This window comes from Ancylobacter sp. 3268 (assembly GCF_031456575.1).
Lineage (GTDB): Bacteria > Pseudomonadota > Alphaproteobacteria > Rhizobiales > Xanthobacteraceae > Ancylobacter.
In genome coordinates, this window is record NZ_JAVDUX010000004.1 from 303,149 (window position 1) to 315,118 (window position 11,970).

At 67.8% G+C, this 11,970-nt stretch carries 16 protein-coding genes and 1 other RNA gene; 10 read left to right on the forward strand and 7 right to left on the reverse strand.

What is annotated here, in order from left to right:
* Nucleotides 1-18 precede the first annotated feature (18 nt).
* From J2X65_RS07690 to J2X65_RS07710, 5 genes are all read left to right on the forward strand, one after another.
* Nucleotides 19-987 carry a homoserine kinase gene (locus tag J2X65_RS07690; protein WP_310199928.1) on the forward strand — a complete coding sequence of 323 codons (969 nt, stop codon included), beginning with the start codon at nt 19-21 and terminating at the stop codon, nt 985-987.
* The gene (gene rnhA, locus J2X65_RS07695) at nt 984-1,496 is read left to right on the forward strand and encodes a ribonuclease HI (RefSeq protein ID WP_310199930.1); all 513 of its coding nucleotides are present in this window, start codon (nt 984-986) and stop codon (nt 1,494-1,496) included. The genes J2X65_RS07690 and rnhA overlap by 4 nt, the downstream gene beginning before the upstream one ends.
* Nucleotides 1,497-1,512: 16 nt before the next feature.
* The gene (locus tag J2X65_RS07700; RefSeq protein WP_310199932.1) at nt 1,513-1,944 is read left to right on the forward strand and encodes a DUF4260 domain-containing protein; all 432 of its coding nucleotides are present in this window, start codon (nt 1,513-1,515) and stop codon (nt 1,942-1,944) included.
* Nucleotides 1,945-2,059: 115 nt separating this feature from the next.
* Nucleotides 2,060-2,185 carry a type B 50S ribosomal protein L36 gene (gene ykgO / locus J2X65_RS07705; RefSeq protein ID WP_013167868.1) on the forward strand — a complete coding sequence of 42 codons (126 nt, stop codon included), beginning with the start codon at nt 2,060-2,062 and terminating at the stop codon, nt 2,183-2,185.
* 137 nt (nt 2,186-2,322) lie between these two features.
* Complete coding sequence (locus J2X65_RS07710) at nt 2,323-3,003, forward strand: tetratricopeptide repeat protein (protein ID WP_310199938.1); 681 nt, start codon at nt 2,323-2,325, stop codon at nt 3,001-3,003.
* A 69-nt stretch (nt 3,004-3,072) separates the two neighbouring features.
* Here the strand turns inward: J2X65_RS07710 and J2X65_RS07715 are convergent, their stop codons facing one another.
* The 5 genes from J2X65_RS07715 to J2X65_RS07735 form a co-directional block, all read right to left on the reverse strand.
* Entirely contained in the window at nt 3,073-3,588 is a 516-nt protein-coding gene (locus J2X65_RS07715; protein WP_310199940.1) for a dihydrofolate reductase, read from the reverse strand.
* On the reverse strand, nt 3,585-4,877 hold the full coding sequence (locus tag J2X65_RS07720) for an NAD(P)/FAD-dependent oxidoreductase (RefSeq protein WP_310199942.1): 1,293 nt from the start codon (nt 4,875-4,877) through the stop codon (nt 3,585-3,587). The genes J2X65_RS07715 and J2X65_RS07720 overlap by 4 nt, the downstream gene beginning before the upstream one ends.
* Before the next feature lie 61 nt (nt 4,878-4,938).
* Nucleotides 4,939-5,703 (reverse strand): ClpXP protease specificity-enhancing factor SspB, encoded by a 765-nt coding sequence (locus tag J2X65_RS07725; RefSeq protein ID WP_310199944.1) that lies wholly within the window; start codon nt 5,701-5,703, stop codon nt 4,939-4,941.
* A gap of 80 nt (nt 5,704-5,783) precedes the next feature.
* Nucleotides 5,784-6,154, reverse strand: a transfer-messenger RNA (tmRNA) gene (gene ssrA, locus J2X65_RS07730).
* A 42-nt stretch (nt 6,155-6,196) separates the two neighbouring features.
* On the reverse strand, nt 6,197-6,514 hold the full coding sequence (locus J2X65_RS07735; RefSeq protein WP_310199946.1) for a hypothetical protein: 318 nt from the start codon (nt 6,512-6,514) through the stop codon (nt 6,197-6,199).
* Between the two features lie 237 nt (nt 6,515-6,751).
* Between J2X65_RS07735 and J2X65_RS07740 the strand changes: the two genes are divergently transcribed.
* The 3 genes from J2X65_RS07740 to J2X65_RS07750 all read left to right on the forward strand — a co-directional run bounded on the left by J2X65_RS07740 (nt 6,752) and on the right by J2X65_RS07750 (nt 8,583).
* Complete coding sequence (locus J2X65_RS07740) at nt 6,752-7,141, forward strand: hypothetical protein (RefSeq protein ID WP_310199948.1); 390 nt, start codon at nt 6,752-6,754, stop codon at nt 7,139-7,141.
* A 123-nt stretch (nt 7,142-7,264) separates the two neighbouring features.
* Nucleotides 7,265-8,059: a thymidylate synthase gene (locus tag J2X65_RS07745; protein WP_310199950.1), complete on the forward strand. Its 795-nt coding sequence runs from the start codon at nt 7,265-7,267 to the stop codon at nt 8,057-8,059.
* A gap of 26 nt (nt 8,060-8,085) precedes the next feature.
* A complete protein-coding gene (locus tag J2X65_RS07750) occupies nt 8,086-8,583 on the forward strand; it encodes a GNAT family N-acetyltransferase (RefSeq protein WP_310199952.1) in 498 nt (165 codons plus the stop codon).
* An 81-nt stretch (nt 8,584-8,664) separates the two neighbouring features.
* Here the strand turns inward: J2X65_RS07750 and J2X65_RS07755 are convergent, their stop codons facing one another.
* Entirely contained in the window at nt 8,665-9,456 is a 792-nt protein-coding gene (locus J2X65_RS07755; RefSeq protein ID WP_310199954.1) for a hypothetical protein, read from the reverse strand.
* 142 nt (nt 9,457-9,598) lie between these two features.
* Nucleotides 9,599-10,990, reverse strand: a complete 1,392-nt coding sequence (fumC, locus tag J2X65_RS07760; protein ID WP_310199958.1) for a class II fumarate hydratase — start codon at nt 10,988-10,990, stop codon at nt 9,599-9,601.
* Between the two features lie 454 nt (nt 10,991-11,444).
* On the opposite strand from fumC, the gene J2X65_RS07765 reads away from it, so the two are divergent.
* Nucleotides 11,445-11,633, forward strand: a complete 189-nt coding sequence (locus J2X65_RS07765; RefSeq protein WP_310199960.1) for a DUF4169 family protein — start codon at nt 11,445-11,447, stop codon at nt 11,631-11,633.
* The gene (locus tag J2X65_RS07770) at nt 11,630-11,908 is read left to right on the forward strand and encodes a ribbon-helix-helix domain-containing protein (protein WP_310199962.1); all 279 of its coding nucleotides are present in this window, start codon (nt 11,630-11,632) and stop codon (nt 11,906-11,908) included. The genes J2X65_RS07765 and J2X65_RS07770 overlap by 4 nt, the downstream gene beginning before the upstream one ends.
* The last annotated feature ends 62 nt before the right edge of the window (nt 11,909-11,970 follow it).

The following is an 11,970-nucleotide window of genomic DNA, read 5'->3' on the forward strand; positions in this document are numbered from 1 at the left end:
CCCAAGGTCCGCCCGTTCATGGCCGTCTATACCGATGTCCCGCCGGAAGAGCTCGAAGCCTTCCTTTCCACCTATGAGCTCGGCCGGCTGCGGGCCTTCAAGGGCATCGCCGAAGGGGTGGAGAATTCCAACTTCCTTCTGCAGACCGAGGCCGGCAGCTTCATCCTCACGCTCTACGAGAAGCGGGTGAACCCGGACGACCTGCCGTTCTTCATCGGGCTGATGCAGCATCTTGCCAGCCGCGGCATCGATTGCCCGCAGCCGGTGAGGAACCGCGACGGCGTGGCGCTCGGCCGGCTGGCGGGACGCCCGGCGCTGATCGCCACCTTCCTCCTCGGCACCTCGGTGCGGCGCCCCAGCGCCGCCAACTGTGCCGCGCTCGGCACCGCGCTCGCCGGCCTGCACCGGGCGGGAGCCGACTTCACCGCCTTCTCCCGCGTCAACGCGCTGTCGGTCGCCGGCTGGCGCCCGCTCTACGAGCAGGCGGCGGTGCGCGCCGACACCGTGGCGCCCGGCCTCTCCGCGCTGATCGCCGACGAGCTTTCGGTGCTGGAGCCGGGGTGGCCGGCGGGCCTGCCGGCCGGGGTGATCCATGCCGACCTGTTTCCCGACAACGTGTTCTTCACCGACGACGCCCTCTCGGGGTTGATCGACTTCTACTTCGCCTGCAACGACACTCTCGCCTATGACGTCGCCATCTGCCTCAACGCCTGGTGTTTCGAGGCGGATGGCGCCTACAACCAGACCAAGGGCCGGGCGCTGCTCGCCGCCTATCGGGCGGTGCGTCCCCTGTCGCCGGCCGAGATCGCCGCGCTGCCGGTGCTGTGCCGCGGCGCGGCGCTGCGCTTCCTGCTGACGCGGCTGGTGGATTGGCTGAACGTGCCGCCCGGCGCGCTGGTGCGCCCGCACGACCCCAAGGAATATCTGCGCAAGCTGCGCTTCCACCGCTCGGTGGAAAGCGTGCGCGACTATGGGGTGGACGCGTGAAGACCGCGCCCGGCACCGCCCGCATCTTCGCCGATGACGAGACCAGGGAAGCCGCGAAGCCGCCCGGCAGCGTCGCGGTGTGGACCGACGGCGCCTGCTCCGGCAATCCCGGCCCCGGCGGCTGGGGGGCGATCCTGCGCTACGGCGATCACGAGCGCGAGCTGTCCGGCGGCGAATCGCCGACCACCAACAACCGCATGGAGCTGATGGCGGCGATCTCGGCGCTGGAAGCGCTCAAGCGCCCCTGCACCGTCGACCTGCACACCGACAGCGAATATATGCGCAACGGCATCACCAAATGGATCGCCGGCTGGAAGCGCAATGGCTGGCGCACCGCCGACAAGAAGCCGGTGAAGAATGTCGACCTGTGGGAGCGGCTGGAGGCCGCGCTCGCCACCCACGACATTCGTTGGCACTGGGTGAAGGGCCATGCCGGCGACGTGATGAACGAGCGTGCCGACGAACTGGCCCGCGCCGGCATGGCGCCCTATAAGGCGGGGCGCAGCTGAGCAGCGGATCACGCCCATGCCAGTACCCGATATCGATCCTGACGGAGCCGTCGCCGGCATGCCCCGCACCCTGCTGCGGCTCGAAGGCTTCGCCGTCGCCGTGGCGGCGATCCTCGCCTACCGCCATCTCGATGCCGGCTGGGGCACCTTCGCCCTGCTCATCCTCGCGCCGGATCTCAGCCTGCTTTCCTATCTCGCCGGGCCGGGCCTCGGCGCCACCCTGTACAATGCCGCGCATTCCTACCTTCTGCCGGCGCTGCTCGCCGGCATCGGCCTGGCGCTCGGCCGGCAAGGAGCGGCGGCGGTGGCGCTGATCTGGATCGCCCATATCGGCCTCGACCGCGCCCTGGGCTACGGGCTGAAATATCCGGGCGGTTTCGGGCTGACCCATCTCGGCCGGATCGGCAAAGCGCAGCGGCATGGGGATCAAAAGCGTTCGCCCGATTGACAAAGGCCCTATGGCTCCGCTATCAGCCGGGCCTCGAATTCAAGCTGGCGGACGGGGCGCGGCCATGGAGGCGCCGTCTCATGCGCAGGCGCACTCGATCCGAAGGTGAAGTATTATGAAGATCCGCAACTCGCTCAAGTCGCTGCTCGGCCGTCACCGCGACAACCGTCTGGTGCGCCGCAAGGGCCGCGTCTACATCATCAACAAGACCCAGAAGCGCTTCAAGGCCCGCCAGGGCTGAGGCTTTCCGCGCGAGCGTCTCCCGGCCGGCGCGATCACCGGCCGCAGCCAGACGCTCCCCGTGCGGCGCGATCACGTTTTCGCGGCGCGGCATTTCCGGCAATTGACGAAGGCGCCATGTTTCCCGAAACTCGGGGCATGCGCGCCTTTTTTGCTGTCCTGTTTCTGACCGTCTCCCCGCTCGCCGCCCTGGCGCAGACCGCGCCACCGGCCGAGACGCCGCCGGCCGCCAAGGCGGAACCGGCGCCGCAGGCGGCCGATCCGCAGGCCGCCTCGCCTCAGGCCGACTCGCCTCAGTCCAAATCTCCCGACGCCGCAGGCGCCGGCGAGCCCGACCGCGCCAAACGCCTCGATGCGCTGTTCGCCGCCCTCAAGGTGGCGCCGACGCCGGAATCGGCGAAGAGCATTGCCGACCGCATCGACATCGCCCTGACCCCTTCCGGCAGCGAGACGGTGGATCTGCTGATGAGCCGGGCGGCGATCGCCACCCAGGCCAAGGATTACGACCTCGCCCTCCAGCTGCTCGATGGCATCCTGGTGATCGACCCCAACCATCTCGACGCCTGGAATCGGCGCGCGACGGTGTTCTATCTCCAGCAGGACTATGCCGATGCGCTCGCTGACCTCCGGCAGGTGATCGCCCGCGAGCCTCGCCATTACGCGGCCTGGATGGGCATCGCGCTGATCGCCAAGGACCTCGGCGACGAAAAGCACGCGCTGGAGGCGGTGCGCAAGGCGCGCGACATCTATCCGCAGTTCGAGCAGGCCGAGAACATGGAGGAGACGCTCTCCCTCTCGGTCGAGGGCAGGCCCATCTGACTTTTGCCGAACTGATCCTTGCCGGTCCGCTCTTTCAGGGAGCGGATTCGGCCGATCAGGAGCGGCGCCTCAGGCCCGCGTGTAATCCACGAAGCTGAAGGCGTATTCGTCCTTCCCGGTCTGGAAAGGCCCCTCGCGGTCGGTCTCCCGCCACGCCGCGCGGTCGAAATCCGGGAAGAACACGTCGCCCTCCGGTTCGCCATGCACCTCGGTGAGCCGCAGCCTTGCAGCGAGCGGCAGCGCCTGCGCATAGATCTGCGCACCGCCGACCACCGCCATCTCGTCGACGCCCAGCCGTTCCGCCTCGCGCGCGCCGATGTCGAGCGCCGCTTCCAGCGACGGCACCACCCGCACCATGTCCGCGGCCGGCTGGAAGGCGGCGTCGCGGCTGATGACGATGCTGGTCCGGCCGGGCAGCGGCCTGCCGATGGAATCAAAGGTGCGCCGGCCCATCAGGATCGGCTTGCCCCACGTGATGACGCGGAAACGCTTCAGATCGCCGGAGATGCGCCAGGGCAGGTCCGGGCCGCGCCCGATCACTCCATTGGCGGCCACGGCGGCGACCAGCACCAGCGCGACGCTCACGCCGCCGCTCCCTGCAACGCGGCCATCACCGCATCGGCGGCGGCCAGCCCGGTGAGATGCGCGCCATGCGCCGTCGAATAGGCATGGGCGGAGACCGCCTCGCCGGCGAACAGCACCCGCCCACCCATGGCCTGCGCCACGGAAGCCGGCGACAGCCGCGCCCGCAGCGGCGCAAGACCCGGCAGCGCGCAGCTATAGGCACCGCCGATCAGCGGGTCGGCGACCCAGCCGGTGGTCGCCGTGCCTTTCACCCGCGCACGTATATCGGCGCCGAAGGCATCGACCAGCGCCGCCAGGGCGAAATCCACCATCGCCTCGGCACCGGCGGCGACGAGCCCGGCAGCGTTGGCGCCGCCAAGCTGGCCGATCGCCATCGGCGCGCCGAACGGATTCAGCGTGAAATTGATCGGCTTGCGGGTCGGAGCGCGCAGATCGAGCGTATCGACATAGGTGGTGGGCGGCTGGCCGAACACGTCGCGGTCGAACAGCAGTGCCACCTTCTCCGCCGCGCCGAGCGGCAGCGCCGCGAACGCCTCCTCCAGCACTACCGGCAGGCCGGGATTGAAGCGGATCGCTCCCTTCGCCATCACGCTGGTCGGCACCGCGACAATGGCGTAGCGGGCCTTCAGCGTGCCGCGCGGCGTCGCCAGCGCCACCCCGGATCCGGACCAGTCCACCGCCTCCACCGGGCAGGAGGTGACGATATCGAGCGCGGGGGCGGACCGCGCCGCCACCGCCTGCACCAGCGCGCCATAGCCGCGCTCGACCGGGTAATTCTCCGCCGTATCGGAATAGGCGGCGTAATCGAGCGTGGAGACCTGTTCGGCCTCGGCCGCGGTCATCAAGGTCAGCCAATGGCGGGATAGCCGCAGCCAGGGGCTTGAGAGATCGAGGCACTCGCTGGCGGCGATGTCGCGCCCCGCCTCGCCGGCCGCGTGCACGGCAGAGAAGGTGCCATCGATCGCAGCCCAGATGGCGTGACGCTCGGCCTCGTCGGCCCAGCGGTCGCCGAGATGGGTTACCCGCGCCTGCCGCGTGCCGCGCGCCAGATAGCCGAAACCGAGTTCGTCGGCAGCCGCGCGCAGCGGATTGACGGAGGCCGAATGCAGCCAGTGGCAGCCACGATCCCAGGCGAAGCCGAAGCTGGCGGTATCGGTGAAGGCGCGTCCCCCGGTGCGGCCCGCCGCCTCGATCACCCGCACCTTGATCCCGGCCCGGTGCAGCCGTGCACCGGCCGCCAGGCCGGCGGCACCGGCGCCGACCACCACGACGTCGTACTGTTCGCTCATGAAACCGCCGCTCCCGGCCGGGTGAAACGCGGCGGAAGCGCCGCCGGCAGGCCGCCGTCCGTCACTTTTTGCGGAATGCGTCGAGCCGGACCACCTGCGCGCCGCCTTCCTTGACGTCGTCAGGCTTGCTGTCGCCCGGCTTGCCAGAATCCGACTTGCCGGGCTCCGGCGTGGTGCCGGCTTTCGCATCACCGCTCTTGCCGTCGCCCGATTTGGCCGGATCGGGCCTGGCAGCCCCGGCCTTGGGAACGCCGGAGCCGGTCACCGCTTTGGGAGCCGGCACGGCAGCCGGCTTGTCCTTCGCCGTCTCGGCCTTGGCCGCCGCGCCCGCCGCGGCCGGCCGCGGCTGCGGTGCCGCCGGGGCCTTTGACGGCTCCCGCGCCGCCGGACGCGCATCGGCCAGGCTCGCCACCTCGGCGCCCCCCATGGTGGCGGCGGGCGTCCCGGCCTCGGCATCGTCCTCCGCGGACGGCGGCGGCTCGAATTGCAGCCCGAACTTCACCGACGGATCGAAGAAGCCCTTGAGCGCGTCGAAGGGGACGTGCAGGCGCTCGGGAATGCCGTTGAAGGACAGGCCGACCTCGAAGAAGAGCTCGGTAACAACCAGGTCCCAGAACTGGTGCTGGAGGACGATGGTCATCTCCTCCGGATACTTCTCCTTCAGGCGCGCGGAGAGCCGCACGCCGGGAGCGCAGGTATCGAAGGAAACGTAGAGATGATGATCGCCCGGCAGCCCGTCGCGCGCGACATCGGTCAGCACGCGGCGCACCACGGCGCGCAGGGCTTCCTGAACCAGGAGATCGTAGCGGATAAGGTCGACGCTCATGAGGGCAATGAACCCGATTCCGGCCGTCGTTGCCAGCCTGTGCCGCCATGGAGGCGATAAATTTGATGGACGAGAGGTTAAGTGGAGGCTTCTGTTGCCAGGTGCCTCCGAACCCCGCCTTACAGTGCTACCCGCAAGGACTTATTTCCCAGAGATCAAACCGCTCACGCGGCCTGAGCAACCGGAGCATAGTTGTCGTTGGCAACTATATGTTCGGTCCGATGACGGCGGTACCATGCCGAGCGAAAGCCCACCCTTTACGCCCTCGTCGATCCTGTTTCGCCCCCGCCGGAGCCCAGCGCCGCGCAGGCGATGCGCGCATCTGGGCTCGGGTGGAGGCGCCGGGTACTGCCCCCGGGTCCGAAGGGTTTATTCCGATGGCCGTTTATCGCCATATCCGGCTTGCGCCGGCACGTTGAATATAGGCGGGCGCGCGTCCGGTTGAAAGGGGTCATGCGCGCATTGCCGCCGCCAAGGCGCCGTCATCCCCGGATCATGCTTCGGTCTGGTCGCCATATTGCAGCTTGTCGAGCGGGATATCGCCCACGCCGACTCCGAGCTTCTCCGCCAGCTCGTCGATACGCGCCTGCAATGCGGCCATCATCAGGTCGCGCATCAGATCGTAGCTGAGCGTTGCGTCGGAATGGGCGCTACGCAATTCCTCATCGCCGCGCAGGATCAGCATCGGCGTCGAGCGGCCGCCGACCACCGACAGATCGAGCGGATGCGTCGGATCGGCCTCGAGCAGGCTCAGATGCACGCGCGCCCGATAAAGCGCGATCTTCAGATCTTCCGGGCTGTGGATGGTCATCGGCTTTCTCCCCTCATGTCGCGGCGGCCGTCGATGGGCCGGCGCCGCGGGCGCGCTTTGCACAACAACCGCCGCGAGGGCTCGCGGTTCCCCGGAATACCGCCGCAGCCGCATCTCGGCGATGGCGCCGACGCCGGGCGGGACGGGAAAACCGCCACCCGAGGGAACGACCGGCGCGCTCGCCCGTTTGTTTCGCAGTCCTGGGGACATGGTTGGGGGCAGAAAAGGAGCGATACGATGAAATTCACCCACCTCGCCGCCGGCGCCCTCGCAACGTCGATCGGCATCGCCGCTCTCGCCGGCCCTGCCGCCGCGCAGACCTATATTCGCAATTATGGCTCTGCCTATGATCCGCTGCCGGGCCCGACCTATTACCAGCCCGGCTATGTCACCTCGGGTGAACGGGTGATCGTGCGGACCGATCCGCGCTACGTGACCACCTCCCAGCGCTATGTCGCCGTCGAGCCGGCCGATCCCTACGGGGCCGAAATCGTGCATGGCTACGGCAACCAGCCGCTGCGGGTGATGCCGAGCCTCACGCGCAGCGGCTTCAACGGCCAGCCCTGCTACACGGTCGAAAAGACCAATAATGTCGGCCTGCTGCGCAGCTACACCTATTGCCGCTAAGGCCGCGCGCACCGGCGCAACGCACAGCTTTCCACACCGCGACCGCGGGCGGCACATGCGCCGCCCGCTTTCATGCGCTATATCTAGTAGGCACTCTATCCCGATAGCCTATGGTGGCGCGACATGCGGCAATATCACGAGCTTCTGGAACGCCTCCTCGCCGAGGGAATCCGCAAGGACGACCGTACCGGCACCGGCACCCTCTCGGTGTTCGGCCATCAGATGCGTTTCGACCTCGCCGAGGGCTTTCCGCTCGTCACCACCAAGAAGCTGCACCTGAAATCGATCGTCCATGAGCTGCTGTGGTTCCTCGCCGGCGACACCAACATCGCCTATCTGAAGGCAAACGGCGTCTCGATCTGGGATGAATGGGCCGACGCCAACGGCGACCTCGGGCCGGTCTACGGCCACCAGTGGCGCTCGTGGCCGGACGGCCATGGCGGGGTGATCGACCAGATCGCCCAGGTGGTCGCCGACATCCGCCGCAATCCGGATTCGCGCCGGCTGATCGTCTCGGCCTGGAATCCGGCCGATGTGCCGCAGATGGCGCTGCCGCCCTGCCATTGCCTGTTCCAGTTCTACGTGCTTGACGGCAAGCTGTCCTGCCAACTGTATCAGCGATCGGCCGACGCCTTTCTCGGCGTCCCCTTCAACATCGCCAGCTACGCGCTGCTGACCCACATGGTTGCGCAGGTGACCGGGCTGAAGCCGGGCGACTTCGTGCATTCCTTCGGCGACCTCCACCTCTATTCCAACCATGTCGAGCAGGCGCACCAGCAATTGTCGCGCGCGCCGCGCCCGTTGCCGACGCTGAAACTGAATCCGTCGGTCACCGATCTGTTCGCCTTCCGCTTCGAGGACATCGCCGTGGAAGGCTATGATCCGCATCCGGCCATCAAGGCGCCGGTGGCGATCTGAGGCTTTCGCCGCGGGAGCCGCCCAGAATGAGCCTCACCCTTCGCCCGGCGCGGCCGGAAGACGCCGCGCTGATCTATTCGTTCATCCGCGAGCTGGCCGAATATGAGCATTTGCTGCACGAGGTCGAGGCGAGCGAGGCCGACATTGCCGAGGCCCTGTTCGGCGCCGCGCCGAAGGCGTTCTGCGACATCGCCGAATGGGAGGGCGCTCCGGCCGGTGTCGCGCTGTGGTTCTACAATTTCTCCAGCTTCGCCGGCCGGCACGGCATCTATCTCGAAGATCTGTTCGTGCGGCCGGCCTTTCGCGGCCGGGGTATCGCCAAGGCGCTGATGCGCCGTCTGGCCCGCCGCTGCGTCGAGGAAGGGCTCGGCCGCTTCGAATGGTCGGTGCTTGACTGGAACGAGCCGGCGCTCCGCGTCTATCGCGCGCTGGGCGCCCGGCCGAAATCGGCGTGGATGCTGCACTCCCTTTCCGGCCCCGCGCTGCGAGAACTCGCCGGCGCGGCCGAGCCCCCGGAAAACTGAAAAAGCCGCCGGCACGCGGCCGGCGGCGAGTGAAACGGTCGGGGAATCCAGCCCGGTCAGATTGACCGGATCGCGGCAGCGCTACAGCCGCTGCGGGCCGGCATCCGGCCCGTCCGGAGGCGGCATGCCGGGACCGCCATGCGGCGGGCGGCCGAACTCGCGGCGGTCGGCGCGCTCCCAGCCATGACCGCGCTGCGGCCCGTGGTGCCGGTCGCGGCGCCATTCGGCTTGGCGGTCACCCCGTGCCTCGCGGAACAGCACGGCGAAGCGGTGCTTCTGGCCGTCGTCGAGGCTGGCATAGAGCGGCGCCGCCGCGTCCGCGAGTTCCTTCAGCGACGTGCCCTCCGCAAGGAGGCGGTTCGCCCGCTCGCCCAGCCGGGCGACGACGTCGCGCTCGGGACCAAATCCGCGCGGACCTTCGGGTCCGGCACCAGGAGGCGGTGGGGGCGGCGCTCCGGCACCCGCCTGCGGAGCGGGGCCGCCGGGCGGAGGCGGAGGCGGGGCCCCGGCGCCGGGAGGCGGCGGAGGTGCGCCGGCATCGGCCTGCGGGCCGGGACCGCCCGGGCGCGCGCCACGCTCGGCACGCATCGCCTCGCGGCGCTCGCGCATCTCCTGCCGCCATTCGAAGCGCTGCTGGCCATAGTCGCGCAGCGCCGCCTCCAGCGGCAGCCACAGCTTTTCCTGATCCGCGGTGAGTTTCAGCCCCGCCTTGAGCGCCGCGATGCGGGCGTCGGTCATGGCGGCGGCATTCTGCTGCATCTGCTCGGGAGCGGGGCGCCCCGGGCCTCCGGCCGGACCATTGGGCGCGGCGATGCCAAAGCTGACGCCGGCAAGCAGCACGGCGGCAGTAGCGGCGAGAACGGTGCGTTTCATCGGCCTCATCTCCATTTCGATGAGGCCGATATTGGCGCGGATTGCCCGAAGCCTCAAATGAAACTTCGGTAATGTGAAACGAAGACTATTTGTTTACTTATATGAACAGCTCATTCAGCCAGATGAATGGCAGATGAATGGATCAGCCCGGAGAAATCATCTTCTCCGGCCGTACCACCGCATCGAACTCTTCGTTGCTGACATAGCCGCCGCCGACCGCCTCCTCGCGCAGCGTGGTGCCGTTCTTGTGCGCGGTCTTGGCGATCTTGGCGGCGTTGTCGTAGCCGATCTTCGGGGCGAGCGCGGTGACCAGCATCAGCGAGCGCTCCAGCGCCGCCTTGATGTTGTCCTCGCGCGCCTCGATGCCGACGACGCAGTTCTCGGTGAAGCTGACCGCCGCATCCGCCATCAGCCGCACCGACTGCAGGAAGTTGTAGGCCATCACCGGGTTGTAGACGTTCAGCTCGAAATGCCCCTGACTGCCGGCGAAGGTGAGCGCCGCATTGTTGCCGAAGATCTGCACGCAGACCTGGGTCATCGCCTCGCACTGGGTCGGGTTCACCTTGCCCGGCATGATCGAGGAGCCCGGCTCGTTCTCCGGCAGGGAGAGCTCGCCGAGGCCGGAGCGCGGGCCGGAGCCGAGCAGGCGGATGTCGTTGGCGATCTTGAACAGCGAGGCCGCCACCGTGTTGATCGCCCCGTGCGAGAACACCATGGCGTCATGGGCGGCCAGCGCCTCGAACTTGTTAGGCGCGGAGGTGAAGGGCAGGCCGGTGATGGCGGCGATGTGCTCGGCCACCTTCTCGGCGAAGCCCACCGGTGCGTTGAGCCCGGTACCGACCGCGGTGCCGCCCTGCGCGAGCTGCATCAGCGCCGGCAGGGTCTGTTCGATCCGCGAGATGCCGTTCTCGACCTGCTGCGTGTAACCGGAGAACTCCTGCCCCATAGTGAGGGGGGTGGCATCTTGCGTGTGCGTCCTGCCGATCTTGATGATGCCAGCCCACTGGCGCGCCTTGTCGTTCAAGGCGTTGCGCAGCTGCGAGAGTGCGGGGAGCAGCCGGTGAACGATCTCCTCCGCGCAGGCGATGTGCATCGCGGTGGGATAGGTGTCGTTCGACGACTGGCTCATATTGACGTGGTCGTTCGGGTGCACCGGCTTCTTGGAGCCCTGCACGCCGCCCAGCATCTCGATCGCGCGGTTCGAGATCACCTCATTGGCGTTCATGTTGGACTGGGTGCCGGATCCCGTCTGCCATACGGCGAGTGGGAAATGCGCGTCGAGCTTGCCTTCGATCACCTCCTGCGCCGCGGCGATGATCGCCTTGGCCAGCGCCGGGTCGAGCCGGCCGAGTTCGAGATTGGTCTCCGCCGCCGCCCGCTTGACGATGCCGAGCGCGCGGACAACCGGCAGCGGCTGCTTTTCCCAGCCGATCTTGAAATTGCCGAGCGAACGCTGCGCCTGCGCGCCCCAATACTTGTCGCTCTCAACCTCGATGGGGCCGAAAGTATCGGTTTCGATACGGGTCGTCGTCATGGGAAGCCTTTCGGATCGGGCGCTACAGGCATTGGCCGGCACATCGCCCGAAGGGGCGGCGTAGCGCGGCGCGGCGCCGGTTTAGCATGGGCGCGCCAGCCCGCAAATGCGACCTCGGACGAGGCCCGGCCATCGGCCGCTTCCGCTGCCCGCCACCGACGTCGATGCTTCACGAAGACGTGAACAGCGGCCGGATACCTCCGCCCGCGCGCCGCGCCCTTGGCCTTACCGAGGGAAGGGAAGGAAATGAACAGAATGCCGCCACAGCCATGCGGTATAAAGAAAAACGCTTTTATTTTCGCAATAACTTTCGACGTTTATCTTAGGTTTATTCTGTGACAGAAGCGTTTTTACATCTCAGCTTGAACCGGCGCGGCGCTAGACTGGAAGCGAGGGCGGGATCGGCGCTCGTTTCGGTCCAGGGCGGTCGTGCAGGGCCGATGGGGGAGACGACGTGGCCGACCTGATCAACCTGCGGCGTTACCGCAAGAAAAAAGCGCGCGAGGCCGCGGAACTAACCGCCGCAGAGCGGCGTTTGGCGTTCGGGGTGTCGAAGGTGCAGAGGAACGCCGACGACGCCGCGAAGCAGAAGCGCGACGCGGCCTTGGATGGGCATAGGCGAATTCGAGAGGACGAAACATGAAGAGCCCCGTGGTTAAACGGTCGATCGTCATTGCCGGTCACAAGACGAGCGTCAGCCTCGAGGATCAGTTCTGGGATGCGCTGAAGGAGATTGCGTCCGAGAAGCGCAGCACGTTGTCGGATATCGTCGCGTCGATCGATTCCGGACGCAACCAGGGCAACCTGTCATCCGCGATCCGCCTCTATGTGCTCGCCCATTATCGTGCGACGCCGGCGCGCCGCGAAACATCGGAAGCCACCGAGCGCAACGCGGCTTCCCGCCCTAACGTTGCGTAACAATCCCGCCATACCATATCAGCGTACGCGACGGCGCGTTGTATCCGGGTGCAGCGTCACCT

Coding starts and splice junctions, on each gene's coding strand:
- J2X65_RS07770 (WP_310199962.1), top strand. CDS start 11,630: ATGAAGAGCCCCGTGGTTAAACGGTCGATCGTCATTGCCGGTCACAAG.
- J2X65_RS07735 (WP_310199946.1), bottom strand. CDS start 6,514: ATGACCATCCACAGCCCGGAAGATCTGAAGATCGCGCTTTATCGGGCG.
- J2X65_RS07750 (WP_310199952.1), top strand. CDS start 8,086: ATGAGCCTCACCCTTCGCCCGGCGCGGCCGGAAGACGCCGCGCTGATC.
- J2X65_RS07755 (WP_310199954.1), bottom strand. CDS start 9,456: ATGAAACGCACCGTTCTCGCCGCTACTGCCGCCGTGCTGCTTGCCGGC.
- J2X65_RS07740 (WP_310199948.1), top strand. CDS start 6,752: ATGAAATTCACCCACCTCGCCGCCGGCGCCCTCGCAACGTCGATCGGC.
- J2X65_RS07745 (WP_310199950.1), top strand. CDS start 7,265: ATGCGGCAATATCACGAGCTTCTGGAACGCCTCCTCGCCGAGGGAATC.
- J2X65_RS07700 (WP_310199932.1), top strand. CDS start 1,513: ATGCCAGTACCCGATATCGATCCTGACGGAGCCGTCGCCGGCATGCCC.
- ykgO (WP_013167868.1), top strand. CDS start 2,060: ATGAAGATCCGCAACTCGCTCAAGTCGCTGCTCGGCCGTCACCGCGAC.
- J2X65_RS07725 (WP_310199944.1), bottom strand. CDS start 5,703: ATGAGCGTCGACCTTATCCGCTACGATCTCCTGGTTCAGGAAGCCCTG.
- J2X65_RS07690 (WP_310199928.1), top strand. CDS start 19: ATGGCCGTCTATACCGATGTCCCGCCGGAAGAGCTCGAAGCCTTCCTT.
- fumC (WP_310199958.1), bottom strand. CDS start 10,990: ATGACGACGACCCGTATCGAAACCGATACTTTCGGCCCCATCGAGGTT.
- J2X65_RS07720 (WP_310199942.1), bottom strand. CDS start 4,877: ATGAGCGAACAGTACGACGTCGTGGTGGTCGGCGCCGGTGCCGCCGGC.
- J2X65_RS07710 (WP_310199938.1), top strand. CDS start 2,323: ATGCGCGCCTTTTTTGCTGTCCTGTTTCTGACCGTCTCCCCGCTCGCC.